The organism is Leptolyngbya sp. NIES-2104, from assembly GCF_001485215.1.
In the GTDB taxonomy this organism is placed as follows: Bacteria; Cyanobacteriota; Cyanobacteriia; order Leptolyngbyales; family Leptolyngbyaceae; genus Leptolyngbya.
The window spans coordinates 642823-664013 of the sequence record NZ_BBWW01000001.1; the positions used below are offsets into that span (position 1 = coordinate 642823).

At 46.9% G+C, this 21191-nt stretch carries 25 protein-coding genes and 1 tRNA gene; 10 read left to right on the plus strand and 16 right to left on the minus strand.

The genetic code is table 11. The features are described 5' to 3' along the window. Positions 1 to 47: 47 nt before the first annotated feature. From NIES2104_RS03135 to NIES2104_RS03160, 6 genes are all read left to right on the plus strand, one after another. Complete coding sequence (locus NIES2104_RS03135) at positions 48 to 1304, plus strand: GTP cyclohydrolase II (RefSeq protein ID WP_058995658.1); 1257 nt, start codon at positions 48 to 50, stop codon at positions 1302 to 1304. After that, complete coding sequence (locus NIES2104_RS03140) at positions 1297 to 2496, plus strand: URC4/urg3 family protein (RefSeq protein WP_058995659.1); 1200 nt, start codon at positions 1297 to 1299, stop codon at positions 2494 to 2496. Before NIES2104_RS03135 ends, NIES2104_RS03140 begins: the two co-directional genes overlap by 8 nt. 2 nt (positions 2497 to 2498) lie before the next feature. Beyond that, on the plus strand, positions 2499 to 3134 hold the full coding sequence (upp, locus tag NIES2104_RS03145; RefSeq protein WP_058995661.1) for a uracil phosphoribosyltransferase: 636 nt from the start codon (positions 2499 to 2501) through the stop codon (positions 3132 to 3134). 22 nt (positions 3135 to 3156) lie between these two features. Further along, a tRNA-Cys gene (locus NIES2104_RS03150) sits at positions 3157 to 3227 on the plus strand. Between the two features lie 23 nt (positions 3228 to 3250). Continuing rightward, positions 3251 to 3538: a hypothetical protein gene (locus tag NIES2104_RS03155; protein WP_058995663.1), complete on the plus strand. Its 288-nt coding sequence runs from the start codon at positions 3251 to 3253 to the stop codon at positions 3536 to 3538. A gap of 107 nt (positions 3539 to 3645) precedes the next feature. Then, entirely contained in the window at positions 3646 to 3843 is a 198-nt protein-coding gene (locus NIES2104_RS03160; protein WP_058995665.1) for a hypothetical protein, read from the plus strand. A gap of 24 nt (positions 3844 to 3867) precedes the next feature. Here the strand turns inward: NIES2104_RS03160 and NIES2104_RS03165 are convergent, their stop codons facing one another. Further along, complete coding sequence (locus tag NIES2104_RS03165; protein ID WP_058995667.1) at positions 3868 to 4584, minus strand: ankyrin repeat domain-containing protein; 717 nt, start codon at positions 4582 to 4584, stop codon at positions 3868 to 3870. Between the two features lie 168 nt (positions 4585 to 4752). Here NIES2104_RS03165 and NIES2104_RS33285 point away from each other — a divergent pair, with 168 nt between their 5' ends. Further along, positions 4753 to 4878 carry a hypothetical protein gene (locus tag NIES2104_RS33285; RefSeq protein ID WP_263970897.1) on the plus strand — a complete coding sequence of 42 codons (126 nt, stop codon included), beginning with the start codon at positions 4753 to 4755 and terminating at the stop codon, positions 4876 to 4878. Further along, positions 4875 to 5003 (plus strand): hypothetical protein, encoded by a 129-nt coding sequence (locus NIES2104_RS33290; protein WP_263970898.1) that lies wholly within the window; start codon positions 4875 to 4877, stop codon positions 5001 to 5003. Before NIES2104_RS33285 ends, NIES2104_RS33290 begins: the two co-directional genes overlap by 4 nt. A gap of 16 nt (positions 5004 to 5019) precedes the next feature. Here NIES2104_RS33290 and NIES2104_RS03170 read toward each other — a convergent pair whose 3' ends face one another. Next, on the minus strand, positions 5020 to 5508 hold the full coding sequence (locus NIES2104_RS03170; protein ID WP_058995669.1) for a hypothetical protein: 489 nt from the start codon (positions 5506 to 5508) through the stop codon (positions 5020 to 5022). Positions 5509 to 5969: 461 nt separating this feature from the next. On the opposite strand from NIES2104_RS03170, the gene NIES2104_RS03175 reads away from it, so the two are divergent. After that, positions 5970 to 6812, plus strand: a complete 843-nt coding sequence (locus NIES2104_RS03175; RefSeq protein WP_263970899.1) for an aldo/keto reductase — start codon at positions 5970 to 5972, stop codon at positions 6810 to 6812. Between the two features lie 194 nt (positions 6813 to 7006). Here NIES2104_RS03175 and NIES2104_RS03180 read toward each other — a convergent pair whose 3' ends face one another. The 14 genes from NIES2104_RS03180 to NIES2104_RS03245 form a co-directional block, all read right to left on the minus strand. Next, positions 7007 to 7930: a cytochrome P450 gene (locus tag NIES2104_RS03180; protein ID WP_058995672.1), complete on the minus strand. Its 924-nt coding sequence runs from the start codon at positions 7928 to 7930 to the stop codon at positions 7007 to 7009. Continuing rightward, positions 7918 to 8382: a cytochrome P450 gene (locus tag NIES2104_RS33295; RefSeq protein ID WP_058995674.1), complete on the minus strand. Its 465-nt coding sequence runs from the start codon at positions 8380 to 8382 to the stop codon at positions 7918 to 7920. The genes NIES2104_RS03180 and NIES2104_RS33295 overlap by 13 nt, the downstream gene beginning before the upstream one ends. Positions 8383 to 8741: 359 nt before the next feature. After that, positions 8742 to 9239: a cupin domain-containing protein gene (locus tag NIES2104_RS03190; RefSeq protein ID WP_263970900.1), complete on the minus strand. Its 498-nt coding sequence runs from the start codon at positions 9237 to 9239 to the stop codon at positions 8742 to 8744. Positions 9240 to 9355: 116 nt separating this feature from the next. Beyond that, positions 9356 to 9628, minus strand: coding sequence for a Mo-dependent nitrogenase C-terminal domain-containing protein (locus tag NIES2104_RS03195; RefSeq protein WP_058995676.1), 273 nt, complete (start codon positions 9626 to 9628; stop codon positions 9356 to 9358). 144 nt (positions 9629 to 9772) lie between these two features. Continuing rightward, positions 9773 to 10228, minus strand: coding sequence for a DUF3574 domain-containing protein (locus NIES2104_RS03200; RefSeq protein WP_058995679.1), 456 nt, complete (start codon positions 10226 to 10228; stop codon positions 9773 to 9775). Between the two features lie 11 nt (positions 10229 to 10239). Beyond that, positions 10240 to 13149 (minus strand): NHLP bacteriocin export ABC transporter permease/ATPase subunit, encoded by a 2910-nt coding sequence (locus NIES2104_RS03205; protein ID WP_058995681.1) that lies wholly within the window; start codon positions 13147 to 13149, stop codon positions 10240 to 10242. A 12-nt stretch (positions 13150 to 13161) separates the two neighbouring features. Further along, positions 13162 to 15366, minus strand: a complete 2205-nt coding sequence (locus NIES2104_RS03210; RefSeq protein ID WP_058995683.1) for an NHLP family bacteriocin export ABC transporter peptidase/permease/ATPase subunit — start codon at positions 15364 to 15366, stop codon at positions 13162 to 13164. A 219-nt stretch (positions 15367 to 15585) separates the two neighbouring features. Continuing rightward, positions 15586 to 17028, minus strand: coding sequence for an NHLP bacteriocin system secretion protein (locus tag NIES2104_RS03215; protein WP_058995686.1), 1443 nt, complete (start codon positions 17026 to 17028; stop codon positions 15586 to 15588). A 22-nt stretch (positions 17029 to 17050) separates the two neighbouring features. After that, positions 17051 to 18148 carry a cyclic nucleotide-binding domain-containing protein gene (locus tag NIES2104_RS03220; protein WP_058995688.1) on the minus strand — a complete coding sequence of 366 codons (1098 nt, stop codon included), beginning with the start codon at positions 18146 to 18148 and terminating at the stop codon, positions 17051 to 17053. 163 nt (positions 18149 to 18311) lie between these two features. Beyond that, positions 18312 to 18548, minus strand: coding sequence for a hypothetical protein (locus NIES2104_RS03225; protein WP_058995689.1), 237 nt, complete (start codon positions 18546 to 18548; stop codon positions 18312 to 18314). A 26-nt stretch (positions 18549 to 18574) separates the two neighbouring features. Beyond that, a complete protein-coding gene (locus tag NIES2104_RS03230) occupies positions 18575 to 18874 on the minus strand; it encodes a hypothetical protein (RefSeq protein WP_058995691.1) in 300 nt (99 codons plus the stop codon). Positions 18875 to 19023: 149 nt separating this feature from the next. After that, positions 19024 to 19242 carry a CTB family bacteriocin gene (locus NIES2104_RS03235; protein ID WP_058995693.1) on the minus strand — a complete coding sequence of 73 codons (219 nt, stop codon included), beginning with the start codon at positions 19240 to 19242 and terminating at the stop codon, positions 19024 to 19026. 56 nt (positions 19243 to 19298) lie between these two features. Continuing rightward, the gene (locus NIES2104_RS03240; RefSeq protein WP_058995695.1) at positions 19299 to 19517 is read right to left on the minus strand and encodes a CTB family bacteriocin; all 219 of its coding nucleotides are present in this window, start codon (positions 19515 to 19517) and stop codon (positions 19299 to 19301) included. 70 nt (positions 19518 to 19587) lie between these two features. Next, on the minus strand, positions 19588 to 19797 hold the full coding sequence (locus NIES2104_RS03245; RefSeq protein ID WP_058995697.1) for a hypothetical protein: 210 nt from the start codon (positions 19795 to 19797) through the stop codon (positions 19588 to 19590). 317 nt (positions 19798 to 20114) lie between these two features. Here NIES2104_RS03245 and NIES2104_RS03250 point away from each other — a divergent pair, with 317 nt between their 5' ends. Next, complete coding sequence (locus tag NIES2104_RS03250; protein ID WP_058995699.1) at positions 20115 to 21185, plus strand: DUF3365 domain-containing protein; 1071 nt, start codon at positions 20115 to 20117, stop codon at positions 21183 to 21185. Positions 21186 to 21191 lie beyond the last annotated feature (6 nt).

Below are 21191 nucleotides of genomic sequence, written 5' to 3' on the forward strand. Positions count from 1 at the left end.
CTACGATCGGTATTTCAAAAACCTGACTCGGTGCGAGTAGAGTGTCTATGGTTAGTCAGCCCAAACGTTCACAGCCGATCGTTCTCACATCCCATCCTGGTAAATTTTCCAAGTCGATCGCCATTCACTGGGGCGAAGCCGATCCGATGAAACGAGGGGCAATTATCGGCACCCTCACGACTCCAGCACACCGCAACGTAATCGGGACTCATTCCGGTTCTTATGCGGTTTATCGCGCTCTTGCGGTCGCCAGCGGTAAACTTGATGCCAACCACCGCGCCGATTTAACCAATACGGCTCCTGCGGCGTTACTTCAACCGCATCCCGGCTGGTCTGATCCAGAAAAGATCGTCTCGATCGATCCCTTTGGTGCAATCGTCGGGGATGTCTACCGCGATTTGTACGACCAAGGGTTTGACATTAAACCCACGATCGCAATCACCAAAGCGCACATCAATATGCCCGAACTGCAAGACGCGATCGCCAAAGGTCGCTTGCAGGAAGACGGCGAAATCATGAAAAAAGGCGGCGATTTAGTCGTCACCAAAGCCGCGATCGAGCCAGTCTGGTATCTTCCAGGTCTTGCAAAACGGCTCAATGTTGAAGAAGGTCTGCTCCGTCGAACCTTATTCGAGCAAACTGGCGGTATGTTCCCGGAACTCGTCACCCGTCCAGATCTCAAAGTATTCCTACCTCCGATCGGTGGAATTACCGTGTATATCGTCGGTGATCCGGATGCGATCGCAGATCCAAATCGCGCCTTGACCGTCCGCGTTCACGATGAATGCAACGGCTCCGATGTCTTCGGTTCTGATATTTGCACCTGTCGCCCGTACCTGGTTCACGGCATCGAAGAATGCGTCCAAACCGCTCAACAAGGCGGCGCAGGCGTGATCGTCTATTTACGTAAAGAAGGACGTGCCCTCGGTGAAGTGACAAAGTTCCTCGTCTACAACGCTCGAAAACGGCAAGAAGGCGGCGATCGCGCTGATGCGTACTTCACTCGAACCGAATGCGTTGCAGGCGTTCAGGATATGCGCTTCCAGGAATTAATGCCGGATGTCCTGCACTGGTTGGGAATTACTCGCATCGATCGCTTTATTTCCATGAGCGATATGAAACATGATGCAGTCACACGATCGGGCATCGAAATTGTCACCCGCGTTCCGATTCCTGAAGCTCTAATTCCAGCCGATGCGATGGTGGAAATCGAGGCGAAAAAAGCTGCCGGGTACTACACCGATACTGAAGTACTCACCGAAGAAGCGTTAGCCGAAATCAAAGGACGGGGATTGAGTGACTAATCTAGTAGATTATCTGCGATCGCCCAAAGCCATTCGCGATCGCTGTTCTCAACTATTCGATCTTGCTTTATCCGATCAACTTACCTACTTTCGCCTTGATTTAACCCGACTTGATCCGGTTGCTGATTACGTCATTGCTGTGATTCGCGAACAGTATCCTGATTTGAATGTCCCCTTTCACAGCCGTTGGCGACATTTTGAAGTGGGAAACATTCCGCGTGTTCAGCAACTTGAGGAGAAACTAAAATCGCGTTCTGCGATCGAGCAAGCCAAAGCGATGTTCGATCTCGTGATTCCAAGCGTTTTGCTCGATGCGGGAGCAGGCGATCGCTGGACATACCTTGAAGCAGCAACCGGACAAACTTGGACAAGATCCGAAGGACTTGCGATCGCGTCATTTGATGCGTTTTGCCAAGGTGCATTCTCGAATCAGCCTTATCAAACCGATGCAGCCGGATTAAAGCAAATCACGCCGGAAAAGATTGCAACCTTTTTCCAAGTGACACCAAACAATCCTTTAGTTGGATTAGAAGGACGATCGAACCTGCTGCAAAAATTGGGACATACGATCGAACAATCGCCCGATCTGTTTGGCAATGATGCACGTCCCGGAAATCTCATAGATTATCTCGTTCGCCACGCGGATCAAGGAAACCTCTCAGCCGTAGTTGTTCTAGACGCAGTTCTAAAAGGATTTGGAGAAATCTGGGCGGGAAGATTATCGATCGATGGCATCAATCTAGGCGATGTCTGGAAACATTCCGCTTTACCCGATGATCAGCTTGTCCCCTTTCACAAACTCTCTCAATGGCTGACCTATTCACTCCTTGAACCCTTGCAGACATTAGGATTGACCATCACCGATCTCGATCAAATGACCGGATTGCCTGAATATCGCAACGGCGGTCTATGTCTCGATCTTGGACTGCTCCAGCTCAAAGATCCACGACTTGCTGAGAGTCCACATCCTCCAGATTCAGAACTGATTGTAGAATGGCGTGCGCTAACCGTTTGTTTACTCGATCGCATTGCCCATACAATTCGCATCAAGCTTGGTCTAACATCTGAATCGCTCCCCCTCGTGAAAGTTCTTCAAGGTGGAACCTGGACAGCCGGACGTAAAATTGCTGCCTCCCTCCGCCCTGAAGGAATCCCTCCCATTCAAATTTCTAGCGACGGAACCGTATTCTAACTATGGCTGCAAACCTCACCATCATTGAACATCCCCTAATCCAGCACAAACTCAGTTTGATGCGCCGCGAATCCACCAGCACCGCAAAATTCCGGGCACTGATGACCGAGATTAGTATGCTTCTCGCCTATGAAGTCACTCGCGATTTGCCTCTACGTTACGAAACAATTCAAACTCCGATGGCAGAAATGGAAGCGCCCATTCTCGCTCCAGATAAGAAACTTGTAGTCGTTTCGATTCTCAGAGCCGGACAAGGAATTCTTGACGGCATTCTGCAACTAATTCCGTCAGCTCGTGTCGGGCATGTGGGCATTTATCGAGAGCCGAATTCACTCGTGCCGATCGAATATTATTTCAAAGTCCCAGACGACACTGAAGATCGCGATATGTTAGTCGTCGATCCGATGATGGCGACCGGAAATTCTGCTGTTGCAGCCGTCGATCGATTAAAGCAAACGCATCCTCGATCGATTAAGTTCCTCTGCCTTCTCGCTGCACCTGAAGGAATTACTCATTTTCAGGAACGGCACCCGGATGTCCCGATTTACGCTGCCGCGATCGATCAAGGATTAGACGAACATGGCTATATTATTCCAGGACTTGGAGATGCGGGCGATCGTTTATTCGGCACAAAGTGATATGATGACATTGATGTAATTCGGCGGCATCGCCAAGTGGTAAGGCAGAGGTCTGCAAAACCTCCACCCCCAGTTCGAATCTGGGTGCCGCCTTTTGTAAATAGCTGTACGTTCGCATGATTTATGTCGCTGTGACTGGTCGCATTGTGCGGGAGCAACTAAGTCGAGAGATTGCTCAGTACGGAGGAGCAGAACTTCGGAATGTATCAATCCGCTCAGAGTGGCATTCAGGCAATAGCGATCATCAGTTTGAAGTCACCTCAATTCAATTTGAATACCGTCTAAAACCTCAGTGGCAGACGGCTGAAACTCGACTCATGACCGCCACAAATTTAGAGCGGACGAATTCTTTGGTCAACGCGCTACCTTTTAGACGAATTTATTGTGCAGGATCAGCAGTTTAGAAGGGTGCTTCTGAAATAACTGAGAATGGCTGAAACCTTTCTATAGCAAAGCTTCCATTGATCTAAGCAAAATCGACTAAACGCGATCGCGCAGGAGAACTTAACCAATGTCAGAGATTCCGCGACAACTCACGCTGGATGAATTGCACCAGTGGCAGTCAGCGATCGAGGAAGCAGACCGACATAATATTCTCTGTCATTGTCGAGAGTGCGATCGCGAGTGGGTTGCATCCAAACCTGAAGCCTGTCAATGTGGCAGTAAGAGCGTTGAACATCTCGCCTGTTGGCAGTTTCCCGATGGTTAGGGAAAATATGAAGCGGTTGTAAAACTATTCTGAACGTCCCGATCTCGCTCCTGCTTGTTTCAGAAGTTGAATCGTTTGTGGGTTCGTCGCTAAGTCAATCGCAGTTTCTCCAGCCTGATTTTTGATATTAACGTTCGCCCCTAACTCGATCAACTGTTGAACGTAGGTTGGCTCATCGAGAACCGTCATCAACGGCGTATTGCCCATATCTCCTTGCACGTTTGGGTCAATTCCTAAGCGAATGAGATCGCCCCCATTGGTGAAGAACTCGTAGCGATGATAGCGACGAGTCAGAGTCAGCATTAAGCCACGGGCTTTCGGTAAATCACCACCTTTCGCTGCAATTTCTAGAGGTGCAAGGATCGTGCCCTGGGTGTCAATGCGTCCAATCTTCAATCCAACTGGAATTAAAAGCGCAGAAAGAATCGCGATTGGGAGCAAACCTTTAACACCGACCTTGCGGCAAGCAGAGTAGCTCAATGCTGGGGGAGCTGTGGTGAGAATCGCAAAAGTAGACCAAGTAACGAGGCTAGATCGACCCAGGAGTAGCCAGAGTGCAAGGTGTCCCATCCAAACACTTTGCCCTAGCATCCAGATTGCCAAGCTTTGAAGGGTGAGAAACCAAAAAATGGGAAAGAGAATGAGCCAACCGAGTGTAGAGAGTGCCCATAGAGTCAGGTGTTGCCAAGGTTGACGAACGACTTGAATGGGATTCGGGGTAGCAGAATTAAGAGACTTCATCGTGAATGTTCTAGGGGGATATCCTTCAAGCTAATGAGAGTATTGAAGAATCTTCTAGACTTTCGTGCCAGTTCTGGAATTGACAAGAAAATGTTTTCATGCAGATAAGGAAAGATGTGAAATCTTTAGAGGAAGATAGTGATCGAAACGAACTCGCTAAAAGGTGCGATGTTCAGAACTATTAATTACTACCGAACTGGGATGAAGCAGTACGAACAGCTTCGCTACACCGAAGGTAGCGCTGTCATCTGCCAACTGTTCGATCGCAATGGTCAGCCCCTACAGCCGAGGTGACAGAATTCGTTGTCAGCGGAATTGTGAGGGGCGATGTTGCGATCGTGATTAGTTCAAGATCCCTTCATCTGGCTCAAGCATATAGCTTCAAAGAAAAACCTCGACGATCGCCGAGGTTAATTTAAACTTCAATTGTTGTCACTAAGCATTGATATTTGCGCCTGTTGCGATCGCATTGAGCGAGATTGCAGGAAGCTCGTAAATCCGTCCCCAAGCGAAGTTATATCGATCCATTGCAGCAGGGCTAGTAATCCACCGCTTCAATCCCTGATCAACCAGATAAACTGGAGCGGTTCCATAGGCTCTAGCAAGAATCGCTCCCGACGAAATGTTCTGACCACGAGGAATCGAGGTAATAGAAATTTCTTCAACAATGCCATTCCAATTACGAAACAGATTGTTAAAGGTAGTTGGGTTTGGAATCCAGCGCCGGTAGCCTTGGTCAATTAAGTAGATTTCAGGCTGTCCAGGGAGCTTGACTCTTAATCCATTCAGATCAGGTCGTGGAGCTTGGAAACTAGCAGGAGATAGCCCGACCGTGAGCGCCATCGGCTCAGTTTGCACTTCTAACTCAGCCGATTCAACGGGTGTCAAGCTTGCAATATCGAGAGTTTGAATTGTGTCTACCATATCTACTACTCCTTTTTTACTTGGCGATTCAACTCTAACCGTGTGATAGGGCATCGTCTCTTACCCAACTGGGTAGTCTCGTACAACGATGAAGAGGTTGACATAACCAGAAGTAGGTAAGAGTTTGAAAAGATTCGTGCTTAGTCTTTTGTCGATCGCTCTTCACTCACCGGGCAACCTGGCAGCAGCAGTTTCGTACTACTTCATGCTGTCGATATACGAACAAACCAAACAGGGGAAGGGAACGTGTTCCGCGTTCCGTGAGCCGAAGTTCAGGGAGTGACAATGGGCTTGAAAGACAGGAGCGATGCCGGATGGCAGCGGTAAGCACAGAAAAAAAGGAGTAAAGTAGCTGGACATCACAGCGTAGTTTTTCTTTCAGCCTCCATTCTAAATCTCACTCTAGAGTGACTTTGCCCTTTGCAGACTTTGTTAAAGTGAGTTCCGACGATTGAACGGATATGACAATCATGCGAACCCTGAAACTGCTCTCTGGACAAATCATTCCCGTTCTTGGTATGGGCACTTGGCAGATGGGTGAAAGAAGCCGCGATTTTGCAACTGAAGTCGCTGCCCTGCGCCACGGGATAGATCTGGGGCTGTCGCTGATTGATACTGCTGAAATGTATGGTGAAGGGGGAGCCGAGAAAGTCGTTGCTCAAGCCATTACAAATCGTCGTACAGAAGTCTTTCTCGTTAGTAAAGTCTATCCACACAATGCGTCGAAGCGAGGGACAATCGCGGCTTGCGATCGCACTCTCAAACGACTAAACACCGATTACCTCGATCTTTACCTACTCCATTGGCGAGGTTCTGTGCCGTTAGCAGAAACGTTAGAAGCATTTCAAACTTTGCAGCAAGCGGGCAAAATTCGTAGCTATGGAGTGAGTAATTTTGATGTGGAGGATATGGAAGAATCGGCTCGACTCAAGGGTGGAACCGAGATTGTGACGAATCAAGTGCTTTACAACTTAACGCGGCGCGGGATTGAGTGGGATCTAATCCCTTGGTGTCAGCGACATCGGATTCCAATTATAGCTTATTCCCCGATCGAGCAGGGACGGTTAGTAAATCACCGCAGTCTTCAAGCGATCGCTCAGGAACGTGGAGCAACGATCTCGCAAATTGCGATCGCCTGGCTACTGCATCAAGAGAATGTAATTGTGATTCCAAAATCGAGCCAGATCAATCATATTGAGCAAAATCGTGCCGCTTTAGATCTGAAACTTAGTCTTGAGGAACTTGCAATGCTAGACGCTACTTTTCCACCACCCACTCAGCCAGTTCCGCTCCAGATGTTGTAGTGAGAACTTGAGAACGATCGCTTATCTTTTCTTGCGATTTTTCCGTCTTGTTTCAGATTGCTGTTTCTATTTCGCTTTCCGATTCGATTTTGCTTCCTGAACAATGGTCTTGCCGAAACCATTGAGAACCGATGCTTTCCAGCTTTAGAGAAAAAGAAGCTCATCGATTGAACGCTTTTAGAATCGCTAGTTCTTCAGGGCGATCGGTGGATCAACCGCATCGGAAGTCCACCCTTGGGGCGTAAGGTAAACGTTGGATCAATCTCGACAGGGTGCGTGGAAGCTGGCTCTAGGTCAAACCGTTGTACCAAGGTCGAAAGAATTAACGTAGCTTCCATCAGTGCAAATTGATTGCCAATACAGATTCGAGATCCACCACCAAACGGATGGTACGCGAACTTATGGCGTTTTGCGGTTTCCGCTTCGGTGAAGCGATCCGGATTGAATGCTTCGGGAGCGCTCCAGAATTCAGGATGCCGATGTGTGAAATAAGTGGCAACGAGGACAAAGGTTTCTGGAGGAATCGGGTAGCCTTGAATTTCATCTGCTCGCAGCGTTTCACGGGAAAGCGCCCAAACTGGAGGATACAGGCGTAATGCTTCCTCAATTACCTGGCGCGTGTAGGGAAGCCGCAGATAATCCTCTGCACTCGGTGGATGCCGCTTGAGGACAGTCTCAATTTCATCTTCGAGTTGATGCCGCACTTCAGGATGATTGCCTAAAAGATGGAATGTCCAAGCAAGCGTCACGCTGACCGTTTCATGACCTGCAATCATCAGCGTCATCACTTCATCGAGTAGTTCCGCGTCACTCATGTGTGTTCCTGTATCGGCATCTTCAGCAGCCATCAGCATCGCCAGCAAATCGAGTGGCACATTCTCTTGATGTCGCCGCGTTTGAATCAGTTCGAGGGCAATCTGCTGCAAGCGATCGCGGTTCCCAATAAACTGTCGATGCGCTTTTGTTGGCAACCACATGGGCGTTTTGAATGGATTGTTGATGCGATCGTTGATAAATTCTGCGGAGCGACGAAATGCAGTTGAGAAGGTGTCGATCTGAGCATCTAAGCCCGTACTGAATAATGCTTCTCCGACAATTTCCAGCGTCAACTGCTGCATTTCTTCTGCAACATCAATGATTGTGCCTGTGGGATAGTGTTCCCAGCGCTGCGCAAGCTTCGCTCCACCGCAGGTGTTCGCGCCTGAGCAAACCGAGTCATTACGGCTGCTAAATTCATCACACTTTGCCGATGAAATGCGGGATTCATTAACCGTCGTTGCCGCAGCCAGCTTTCTCCTTCGCTAATCAAGATGCCATTTCCCAGCAGCAAACTCAAAGGTTGATGCACACTCCGAGCTTTTTGATAGAGTTGCCCGTGACTGGTGAGAACGTGAGCCACTGCATCAGGATGTACCGCGAGGTAAATATCTGCTCCCGGAATTGCCTTGAATCGAATCAAGTCGCCATAGGTTTTCCAGGCTTGACCATAAGCGTTGAGTGGGTCATCTCGATAGGCTTTTGAAAACGCAATATAGTTCGTGGGTCCTGGTAGGGTCGTTGATAATGTCATAGTTTTTCTCAGATTAACGCGGTAGCTCTACTTGAGGAATTTCTAGAGCAAGATAGCTACCGAGATGATGGGGAAAGAATGGATTTTCCTTGTAGGATTTCTGCTAGCCCTTGACTAACGTGTAAAGGACGATGAACTGCGATCGAAATGTGATGAATCATGATTAATTGACCAAAGATAGAGTGTAAAATTCAGAGCGAAAAAGCTTTCCGTAGTGTTTGAGATAGAATTCTGGATGTTTTGCGATCGATCTGATCCTCAATTGGTCATCGTTTTCAGCCATTAGTTTAATCGATCGAGCTAAGTTGGAAATTTGAAGCCACAAAATAATAGATTGCCTGGGCTGATGCTTCTGTTTCTTAATCTAAATTTGGCTCGTAGGGCACAACCTTTTCCTGCTCATCTGGATCGTTGCGGGCAGTGACAATATAGACGGGTTCTGTGCTGCTGAGATTGCGCGGTTGATGAGGAACACCAGGCGGCGTAAACACAAAGTCTCCTGCTTCACAGACTTGGCATTGCTCTAGTCCCTTGCCATAACGAACTTCGACCCGACCCTTGAGCAGGTAGAGAACGGTTTCATGCGCTGGATGGACATGAGGTTTAGCAATAGCTCCAGGTGGCATGACCACAAGTTCCATCGAAATTCCCGTTGTTCCTGCTGTACGAGCAGAGAGACCCACAAAATTGGGCGATCGTTGATTCGTCAATGCTTGTCGATCGGGTCGCACGACAATCAGTTCGGTTGGCTTGGGATTAGATATCTCGCAAGAATAGGGCAGCCGTTGCTGGGTTAGCATTTCTGCATCAGGGCGGACTGTGCTTAGTTCGTCTGGCTTTGGATCGATTTTGGACATCTTGAAATCTCCAGAGTTAGTTGATCGTTGCTTTCTGTACTTCGCTGATGTGAGCCGCAATAATCTGCCAAGTTCCGTGTTCGGAAACTGCCCAAACGCGAGGTCATTGTTTGAGTTTAGCAGTAGAGGGTGATGTCTTCTCCACACTGATCCGATAGGTAGACCAGTGATTTAAAGCGAATTTCAACGATTTGATCATAGAACGGATTGAGCTTACAGAGCGGTGGGATTGATGCGATCGTACGATCGAAGAATTTAATTTCTTGCTCAAATGGACACCGAGCTGGAATTATTTTGCACAACCATTTTGCAGTTTTAGGATGGTGAATTTCAATTGATTCGAGCCATTGACGAACCGGATTGATCAGAATGTTATTGAAGCGTTTCATGAGTTTGTAACCTCAATTGGGATACTTTTATTGTAGGAAGTCTCCCGACTACAACCCTCTGAAAAACGTCATGAATCTGTCACCGCAAAAGTCATAGTATGACTCTAACATTCGTCAGTTCCTTGCTATGAGGATTGTCATGCCTTAGAAAGACACACACGATCGAGCATCGGTGCGTAACACTGATTGTTGCTGAAATTTGCTGCGATAGGCTGCTCGGATATGTTCGATCCGACGGTTACTTTCACTATCAAATGGATAAAGCAACAGTAGTACCTTCGATGGTTCTTTGATGACTTGAGCGTTTGGATCTTTAAATTGTCCGGCTGCTGTGATCACCGTTAGTCCATTTGGAAACAGTGGCGTAACTTCTTGATCCATGAAGCGCTGAAATTCTTTTTCAGTCACCATTGAACCATTTGATTTTGATAAACCAAATAGTAACTCAGTCCGATTGAGTTGGTTTCCATGAAGTTGAGCTTGGCAAAAATTGGATGGGCTAAAGGCTTCGATTCCGCTTGAAGGTGGTTTGAGAAGTGCGATCGCAGTAAATCCTAATCCAGAAGCAAGCAGAATATTGATAATCGGTTTGAGTTTCATAGATTTTCCTGCTAAATTTTTTGTCGATCGATTAACTGTGCGAACAATCCCGCTTGATTTGCCAATTGATCAAAGTTCCCTTGTTGAACAACTCGACCATTTTGAAACACATAAATGCGATCGGCAGTGCGAATGGTGCTGAGACGATGAGCGATCGCAACGCGAGTCACTTTGAGCCGTTCTAGACTTTGAGACACGATCGCTTGAGTGCGATTATCGAGCGCACTGGTTGCTTCATCAAACAAGAGAATTTTGGGCTTGAGCACGAGCGATCGGGCAATCAATAATCGCTGGCATTGTCCACCCGAAAGATTCGTTCCACCCTCACTCACAACGGTGTGCATTCCCATCGGCATCGATTCAACATCTTCAGCAAAGCCTGCCATTCGAGCCGCTTCCCAAGCTTCATCCATGGTGACTAATGCACCGCTCGCAATGTTCTCAAAGATCGTTCCAGACATCAATCGACTATTCTGCATCACGACTCCTAACTGGCGGCGCACTGCATTCATATCCAGTCCGGATAAATCTTGCCCGTCATAGTAGATTGTTCCAGATTCAGGCATATCAAAGCCTAATAGCAATCGGAACAAGGTTGATTTGCCGCTGCCTGAAGGACCGACCAAAGCAATAAATTCTCCGGGTTCTGCTTCGATGCTGACATCATCAAGCGTTAAAGGACCATCATCTCGATAGCGGAAAATTGCATGATCTACGAGGAATCGACCAGAGAGCCGACCTGGATCAGCTTTCGCCGCATCCACTTCCGGTCGAGCTTCTAAAATCGGTTGTGCCCGTTCCCATAGCGGAACAATCTTCAAAACATCGATCGCAGTCGAGCTTAAACTCGTTGCACCTGCAATAAATGTTCCAAATGCTGCATTGAACGCAAGAAATGTTCCGGTTGAAAAGCCGCCTCCTTGAGTTTGTGACTGTTGAAGTAATGTTGTTGCAAACCAAAATAAAATCGCTGTTGTCAGAGTCGGGAGCATCTTATTTAGCACTGCAACGACATCTTCGATTCCTTGAGTGCTCAGCATCCATTTGATTTGCTGGCTATACTGTTTGCCCCAATAAGCAAAAGCACGCGATTCGGCTCCAGCTACCCGCAGTTTGGTCACGCTGTTGATCAGTTGCACCATTACGCCAAACAGTTGACCCTGCAATTCGAGTAGCGGACGAACCTTACGCAGCGTCATCACACCGGATACGATCGTAACGGTGACATTCACCAAGGCGACTAATGTAGCAATCAAAGCAAGAGACGCATTGTAGTGGAATAATAAGCCTAGATTTAACAATGAAAACAAGCTAGTAAAAATGCTTCTGAGAACTGTGCTGCTGAGCTTTTGACGAATTTGGCTCACGGCGCTAACTCGTGAGTTCAAATCTCCGATCGAGTATTGTCGAAAGAATGAAGCTTTCAAGTTCAACAATCGATCCCAAACTGCTGATTGTGTAGAAGAATCGGCAAACGTCTCAACCCGCATAATCGCGCTACCTTGTGCTAACTGAAACAGCGTTCCACCAAAAGCCGTCGCGAGTAAGCCGAATGCAATCTGCACGAGTAAACTGCGATCGGCATCAGGAATCGCATGATCAATCAAGACGGCTGTCGCTTGCGGTGTAACCATTCCAAGTAGCGTGGTTGCGATCCCTGCAAATAAAACAACGATTAATTCGTGATAGTGTCCCCGGAGTGCAAATCGCAGAAGATCCAGGGTTTTCAGTGCTTTTTCTGGTAGTGGACGATAAAAGGTGTAAGCAGTTGAAGTGAGGTGCGGTGCATTGCGATTGTTCACAATGACCCGTGATTGTTGCAAAGGATCGTAAATCTCGTAGCGCGTATCGGATATCGGTAGAATTGCAACCGGATGATTGTCATCTGATGTGTAAGTGAGCATTGCACCGCAGTCTTTTTTCCACCACTGATCGCGCAATGACACTTGTCGCATTCGCAATCGAGAAGACCGCGCGATCGCAATTAATGGATCACTCACTCGTTTGAGATCTTCGGATTTTGCTGGCGGTCGAATCGTCACTCCTAATGCTCGACCGACTGCCCCCGCTGCCATCAGAAGTGCTTGATCAGCATCGATTGCAGCAGGTTGATCCACGGATGTTCCTGGCGTTTTCAACAATGACACCAGTTCACCCAGCGTTTCATCCATCACTTGCTGATTTAGATGTTGCCGCTCTTGAAATCGTGATTGTTCGGCGATCGCTTCTTGTTGTTCTAGTCGTTCAATCGCTTGAAGGAAATGAACCTGAAGCTGAGTTAAGCCTGCAATCAGTCTGTCTACATTGTCAATTTCGAGTGTGGTTTGAGCAGAAAGCTCGATCGTTGATCCAGCTTGCAGCCACAAGTTAGAGCTAAACGGTAAAAGTTCAGCATCAGGAACAAGCAATAGTTCTTCAAATCCCATCCAAGTTGCATAACCTTGTTGCAGTTGCACCCAGACGATCGTGTTTCGCGGCGGCTGGAAGACTTGCTCGGTGGTGAGTGCAAAGTAGCGCGTTCCTTCCTCTTGAGCAGGTAGCTCAGGCGCGATGATGTCTGAAAGTGCCGCTCCGAGGTGTTCAATCCAGTTCTCGATCCAAGCGATCGCTTGTCCATCGATGATGGATTGGTAAAACTCTAGCAGTGACACTTTCAACAATTCAGTCTCTTCGATCGACACTGCTAAAAGTTGCCGTCCTGCGCTCGGTGGAGCTGCGAACATCGCCTGCTGATTTTTGACTGTGAATAAATAGCGGCGAGTTCCTTCGGTCGTGCCGTTTTCGAGTGCAACGGCAAACACCGCAAATGAGCCTGATTTGACAATCCAAATCGTTTGCGGATCATCGAGCAAAATCGGCTCATTTCCATTTAATCGATGTGTTTCTCCGCGTAAGCTCGTAACTCTCACCTGATCAAGCATAATACCCTCCGCTTAGAGCGCTTCTCCTTCGCTCCGAATCAATTGCAAATACTTTCCTTCAACTTGCCGCAGTTCGTCATGACTGCCCCGTTGCACAACTTTTCCGCGATCGAGGACAATAATCTCATCACAGTCCCGAATCGTACTTAATCGATGCGCCACAATAATGCAGGTACAGCCTCGCTCTCGGAGCTTCTGATCAATCATTTTTTCAGTCTCAGTATCCAGAGCGCTTGTTGCTTCATCCATGACAAGAATCGATGGATTGTTCACTAAAGTTCGCGCAATCTCTAACCGTTGTCGTTGACCGCCGCTTAAGTTTGTTGCACCTTCAGCTAAATCAGCGTTGTAGCCTCCAGGCATCGATAACACAACCTCATGAATAGCTGCATCTTTACAAGCTCGAACTATGTTGCTTTGAGGAATCGTGGCATCCCAGAGCGTCAAATTATCGCGAACACTGCCCGAAAACAGCGAAATATCTTGTTCAACAAGCGCGATCGAATTCGTGATGACTTCGCGCCGAATCTGTGTTCTCGGTTGATGATCAAACAAGATTTCGCCTGACCACGGCTCATACAATCCACACACGAGCTTTGCAACCGTTGACTTACCCGATCCGCTTCCACCCACTAGCGCGACTCGTTGACCCGGTTTAAGCCGAAGACTGAGATTTTCAATCAATGGTTTACCTGCGCGATTGTAGCCGAACGTTAAGTGACGTAGTTCAACATAGCCTTGAAGTCGAACCGTTGAGGCAGAAAGCGATCGAGGTTGAGACAATGCAGTATCGATCGGGTTTCGTAGCACATCATCGAGTCGATTCAGGTTGCCTTCCATTTCTTGTAGTTCACCCGCAAGCGAAACGAGATTGTTCACAGGCTCTAGAAACTTCTGCATCATTGCTTGAAATGCGACTAGCATCCCAATGCTCAATGCTCCATCCATTACACGCAATCCGCCGACTACTAATAACAACATTGAAGTAATCGAAGTCAGGAATGAAGGTAGCACACCCAATGTTTGATTCGTAGTATCCATTTCCTGACGGGCGTTGATTGCTTTTGCGTAGTAGCCTGCCCAGCGTGAAAAGAAATCTGATTCGAGTCCAGATGATTTTAGCGTTTCCATACTTTGCAGTCCGGAGATCGAAACACCGCTCACTTTTCCTTGTTCTTGCATTAATCGCATATTGGCATCGACTCGTTGCCGAGACACCCATCGCCAAACTGCAATATTCACTGCCACAAACGCAATCCCGATCGAGGTTAATATCACATCGTATTGCAGCATCACAAAGGCATAGAAAAACACGGTCACGGCTGAAATCATCGTGGTTGCAAGCCGTCCCGATAACAATGTCGCTAAACTATCATTCAACCGCACTCGACTACTAATTTCTCCAGCAAATCGTTGATCATAAAAGCTCACAGGCAAGCGGAGAATGTGCCACAAAAAGCGGCTCGACATTCCGATCGCAAGCTTAATCTTCAATCGTCGCAGAAACTGGAGTTGCAGCAGTGTGAGAAATCCATTCAAAACCGCTGTAAATAAAATTCCGAATATCAATGGACGAATCCAATCATCGCGACCTTCGATCAAAACATTATCGACAAAAGCTTGAGAGAATGCGGGTAAAGCTAACCCAGGAATGACTAATAACAATCCCGCAGCCACGCAATACAGTAATGCCCCGATCGAGCCTTGCAATCGATCCCACAATGCTAATACTGTGCTCGGTTTGCGTCCACCGGGTCTAAACTCTGCGCCCGGCTCAAATACCAGAACAACGCCTGTGTAAGACTCGTTAAATTCCTCGATCGACACGGTGCGAGGTCCCGTTGCCGGATCGTTGAGATAAACCTTATTTTTATCGAAGCCTTCGACTACTAAAAAATGGTTAAAGTTCCAAAACACAATATACGGACATTTTAGCTTTCGCAGTGCTTCTAATTCGGTCTTAAAGCCTTTTGCTTGTAAGTGATAGCTTTTTGCAGCACTGAGAACATTCGAGGCTTTACTACCATCGCGTGACACGCCACACGCTTGACGCAATTCTGCTAAGGGAACAATGCGATCGTAATAAGCCAAAATAATTCCTAATGCTGCCGCACCACATTCGACCGCCTCCATTTGCAGAAGTGTTGGAGTTCGGCGACGACGATCCGGACGTAACGCCAACGGTTGAAGAATTCGCTTCGGTAAACGCCACAACATTATATAACTCCTAAGAGGGTGTTTGAAAAGTATAGAAAGTCTTTTCGCTTCGATTACCTCCCGCCCTGAAATGAATTTCGGGCTAATGGTGGAAAGTCTACTGAAGTAGACTAGGAGACTGTTTCAGGTTCTTAGTCCTTTTCAAAGGACTTTCGTCGATTAGCCCGAAATTCATTTCAGGGCGGGAGTTGCAACGAACGACAACTTTTCAAACATCCTCTAATAAACACCGCTCCACGATCGCAAAATTGGAAAGACAAACGTAATTGGGGCTTGTTCTTCGATGGTTACCCGGACTGAAGTTGTGATACCGGATGTAACCTGTTCTTCAGGTCCTTTCGATGAAGACCATCGCAACCCGCTTTTCGTGTTTGGATCAGGTTGCAATTCAGCAATAACTTGAATTTGCGGACCTTTCTCGGTCAAGCTTTGTAGCAGTTCTGCTCCGCCAATTACATTCGCAGCACTTTCTTTTGTGACTGGAAATGCAGACACGCTAGCCACTTTTGCAACAATGCCGCCAAACCGTTCGCGCTTAACTGTTGAAGGGGTAACTTGTAGCTCCATGCCTTTTTGCACTTTCTTGCCTTCACTCACGGGAAGATAAGCTACGCTCATCAATTGGCTCGAAGCATCTTGAGCCTCGATCGTGCCAATGCGATCGTTTTCTTGTAAATTCTGTCCCGGAATTGCCGTGACTTCTAACACTCGCCCACTATAGTTACTGATGACTTGGCTCTTACCTTTAATCTGCGATGAGAGTTCTGTGATTAAGCGTTCAGTATCTTGAATCTCTTTTTTCCGATTGGTTGCGATGTTTAAATCTTGCTCTGCCTGAGTCGCAGTCTTACTATCTAAGGCTTGCAATTGAGCTTCCAAGGTTTTAGCACTGTTGAGATTCTCTAGAAACTGCCGTTGAGCATCGGCTTCTTTGACATCGAGTTGCTTTAACTGCGATTCTGCTTCACTGATGCGCGTTTGGGCACCCAGCACATCTTGTCGCGCTTGTAATACTGCATCAGCGGAAACAGCACCTTGTTTTAACAAGTCTTCGCGATTTGCTAACCGTTTCTGAAACGTTGGCAATAGTTCACGAGTTGCTTGTAAGCGCTGCTCTAAGTTTTGTCGATCGCGCTGAATCGCTTCTAAACCTTTCTCACGCAGAATTGGAGTTACCGATTGAGTTGCTACTAAACTTTGTTGCAACGCTTGTCGCTGTTGTTGGATTGTGTTGTTGTCCACACCTTGACGCTGAAGTTGCAGTGAGTTTGCAGCGCGGTCTTGTTCTTGAAGTTGAGCCAGCTTCGATCGAGCGAGTTGCAGCTTTTCTTGCAGTTCAGTTTGATCAATGGTTGCAATCACCTGTCCCTTTTTCACCGTGTCGCCCACTCGAACATTGACTGCAATAATTTGACCAGAACTGGGAGATTGAAACGGTGTGACTTTACTTGGAAACACAATCACGCCTTGTCCAGCGACGGTAATTGGAATTCGACCAAACACACTCCATGCAAGCCCGATCGCGATCAGTGAACCCATTGCGGTGAGTGGAATCCACTTTCTCGGCTGAACGACTTGCATCAGTTGATCAAGCCGCTCTGGAGACGATAAGCGATCGAGCGCTTCTTTGCGAAATAAATTCGGTTTCTCAGTCGTTGTCATAGTTCCACCAGAATTTCAATCTTTAACTACCACGAATCTGCTTTAACATCCAATCAAATCGAGTTCCAGCTAATGTAACTTGAGCTAAAAATCCAGAGCTTAGCTCTTCGTCATACGTCAACGTCTCATCTAAAGAGCGACCCGAACTATAGCTAAGTCGCCCATATCCCATACTATTGATAATGGCTTGCTGTTTTTCAGTTAATAAAATCGCCAACACACGGTAGAACCGGGATGCAAAGCCCACATCGCTTAATAACTTTGCAGAGAGTCGCCAACGGGGAATCGTGAGCACGATCGAGTCTTCGATCGCCCGAATCGAAACAGCAGGGGGACTCGCTTCGATAAACGGTGTTTCCCCCACAATATCTCCACGCGATAATTGAGCTAACTCTCGTTCTGGTGCTTCGGTGTCTTCTAAGTGAGAGAAAGCACGCACTAATGGATTGTTCAAATCCTCAGATACCGAAGCCGCCATCTTACCATCGAGTAAAATGTGGAGCGCTTCAACGGGTCTGCCGCCGTGAATTAACACTGTTCCAGCGGGAACTCTCGCGGCTTTACCCGCAGCAATCATCCAGCCGATATCACTATCATTCAATCCAGCGAAAATAAACAATACTTCTCGGATCTGAGGATGACAAAGAACCACAGTGCTATGACCAATTTGGCGCACTAACTGATCAAGACGATTCGCGAGTAAAACTGCGATCGCTCGATAAAAATGAGCCGCGAAACTCAAATTTTCATGTAGTTTTGCCATTAATTGGGCACGTGGAATCATGAGAATCAATGATTTTCTCAACGCTTTGACGGTCGTCGATGAAAGGTAAGATTCTAAAAAAGGAACCTCTCCCGCAAGTTCACCATTTGCTAATCGTGCAATTTCTCGCCCTGGAAGTTCTCCACCTTCTAAAACGGCAAATGCACGACCTAACGGATTGTCACCCGCTTGAGTAACCGTCACAATTAATTCACCATCTAGCAGAATGTACAGTGCATCAACGGGTTCTCCTTGACGGATTAATGTTGTACCTGCGGAAATTTCTTCTCGACGACCCGCTGTGAGCATCCAGTCAATATCACTATTGCTGAGTTCTTTAAGTAGGACTTCTGACATAGCTTAACGTCCTTGTGATGTGAGACGCGGAAAAATTGGCATAACTCAGAAACAGTTTCAGCGGTGCTTTAGACGATGTTAAGGAAAGCAGTTGAGTAACAATGACCCAACTGCAATCTTCAGTCCTTTTCGTAAAGCAGCACCCTGAAAGTCCAGCCTCAACTTACTCCGGTGTGCTGTAAGTTTTTTTGCTGTATTCTTCCGTGTAGGTAGACTTTTCCTTATCGCCATAGTAAGGAAGCCCAGAATGGCTCAGCTTTTCTGAAACTGCGTCCGCTACCGTTTCGTACACACCGTCCATAGAATATGAACCATTGTCGGGCTTGTAAGCACCCCCTGAAACTGCTTCGAGTTCCTGAGCGGATAGCTCTTGTGCTTTGGTTTTCTTTGCGTTTTCCATTGTTTTTTCTCCTGATTGTTGTTGAGTTAGGCAGAACCATCGATCGCATCGATATTGCCGAACAATTCGCTCAAGACCTTGAGATCTTCTGCGGTGGCATCAATCACGGTAAGCTGAAACCCAGTAGATTCGATTGTTTCTGCCTCAACTGAGGATTCAGCCGGATGATAGGCTCTACTGATCGATTTAGGTCGATTAACCGAGATGCGCGATCGATGAAATGTGCCGCCCACTAATTGAAAGCTCAAACCTGCATCAATCTGATCTAACTCCTCATCGGATAGCTCGATCGCATCATTGTTCGGAGTAATTTCGTCGCCTGACATAGTTGTCTCCTTATGACGAGACAGCGTTAAGATAAGGCGGAGGGATCGCACTCAGCGCTAAGCTAACGATTGCGGCTCCCCCCAACAGTAGGCTTGATCAAACCGAGTGAAATGCTCGGTTTAATTTGCCATTGTGGTTCTCGCCTAACTCAAGACTGCTTTGAGATGTCGAGGTCGTTGTCGATTTTTTCAACTTCATTCAGGTCGATGAACGAAGTGCCTTTCTCATTCACCTCGAAAAGCGTTGCGTTTGCTTCGCGCTTGACATCGAAACTATTCTCAACATCCAGCAACAATCCACCTGCAACATTGTCGAGTTCTTCAACGGACAGTTCGGTCGTTTGGTTGATTTTGATTTGTTCAGACATGATGATTTCTCCGTTTTAAGTACAATGAATTTGGATTGAAAGTCTCGCACTAGAAGCTAGGAAATCTTCCTGATGTCGAGGTCGTTGTCGATTTTTTCAACTTCATTCAAATCGATGAACGAAGTGCCTTTCTCATTTTGTTGAAAGGCGGTTGCGTTTGCTTCGCGCTTGACATCGAAACTATTCTCAACATCCAGCAATAATCCACCTGCAACATTGTCGAGTTCTTCAGCGGACAGTTCGGTCGTTTGGTTGATTTTGATTTGTTCAGACATGATGATTTCTCCGTTTTAAGTACAGTGAATTTGGATTGAACATTGAAACGTGAACGGTCGATCGCTTGGATTAGGAATCCTTTGAGATGCCAAGATTGTTGTCGATGTTCTCAACTTCATTCAAATCGATGAACGAAGTACCTTTTTCATTCACCTCGAAAACTGTTGCGTTTGCTTGCCGCTCAACAGCAAATTTGTTGACGACATCCAGCGAAAGCCCACCAGCAACAACATCGAGTTCTTCAGCAGACAGTTCCATCGGTGTGTTCAGTTCAGGCATGATTGTTTCTCCTGTTTAGTTAGTTTGCATCAAACGAGTGACTTACCGATTCATTTCGCGGTGTGTTCCTCGCTTGATGTCTCAAGAATAGGCTTTCACCCTCTCAATGCACATCTGAAAAACGTCTTGATCGCGGAGTGAGGCGAATGAACTAGGGAGACTATGACTTTCGTTATAGATAACGTGCGATCGCTCTCACAAAAGTCATGAAATCACATTCAAGTCTGGTGTTTGAGTGCAATCGAAGCTATGAATAAACGTGAGTGGAAGAATGCCACAGTTTCCAGCCTCGTTTGTAGATAAAACCGGGAACAGCCATGTTAAAAACTTCTAAGCTGGCAACCAAATTTACTTTATTGTTATCGCTTGTATTTGTGAGTGCGATCGTTGTGAGTGGCTTGCTGCTCTCTCGTGCACTTGAGAAACGCGCCGAAGGAGACATCACTTATCGTGGACAACTCATTTCAGAGATGATTAACTCGGTTCGGTACTACACCGGAGAGCGAGTTGCACCGCTGTTAATGCCGCTCGTTGAAACCCAATCTACGTTTGTGCCAGAAGTGATTCCTAGCTTTTCTGCTAGAGAAGTGTTTGAGACACTCCGCAAGAACAGTGAGTACAAAGATTATTTCTACAAGGATGCGTTTCTCAATCCTACGAATCTGCGAGATAAGGCGGATACGTTTGAAGCTGAAATTATCGATCGCTTTCGCAAAGATCCGAAGCTGAAATCAGTGTCAAATTTCCGGGATTCATTCGGTGAGCAGCTATTCTATACGGCTCGCCCGTTTGTTCTAAAAAATCCAGCTTGTCTTCGCTGTCATAGTACACCTGAAGTAGCTCCGAAAAGTCATATTGCCAGCTATGGTTCAGAAAACGGCTTCAATTGGCCGCTCAACAAAGTGATCGGAACTCAGATTATCTATGTTCCTGCAAGCCAGGTTTTGGAGAATGCACGTCAGGCTTCTGTGTTGTTTATTGGTATTTTCGTTGCTATTTTTGCGATCGTCATTTTGCTGATTAACTATCTACTGAAGCGAAATGTAATTCAACCGATCAAGCCGTTAGCTCAGATCGCTCAAAAGATCAGCGCAGACGAAATGACCGGAGAAGAGGCAGAAGAGTTTGAGCGCAAAAAATTAGCACCGATCGCGAAACGTACTGACGAGTTAGGACAATTAGGGCGCGTCTTTCAGGGCATGGTTCGAGAAATTCACGCCCGTGAACAACAATTAAGGCAGCAATTACAGAAATTGAGCCTTGAAATCGATGAGGCAAAGCGATCGCGTCAAGTGGCTGAAATCACTGAATCCGAAACGTTTCAACAGTTAAAGCAAGAAGCAAAAGAACTCAGAAGCAAGCGCGATATCACAAACTCAAATCCCTAAAATCCC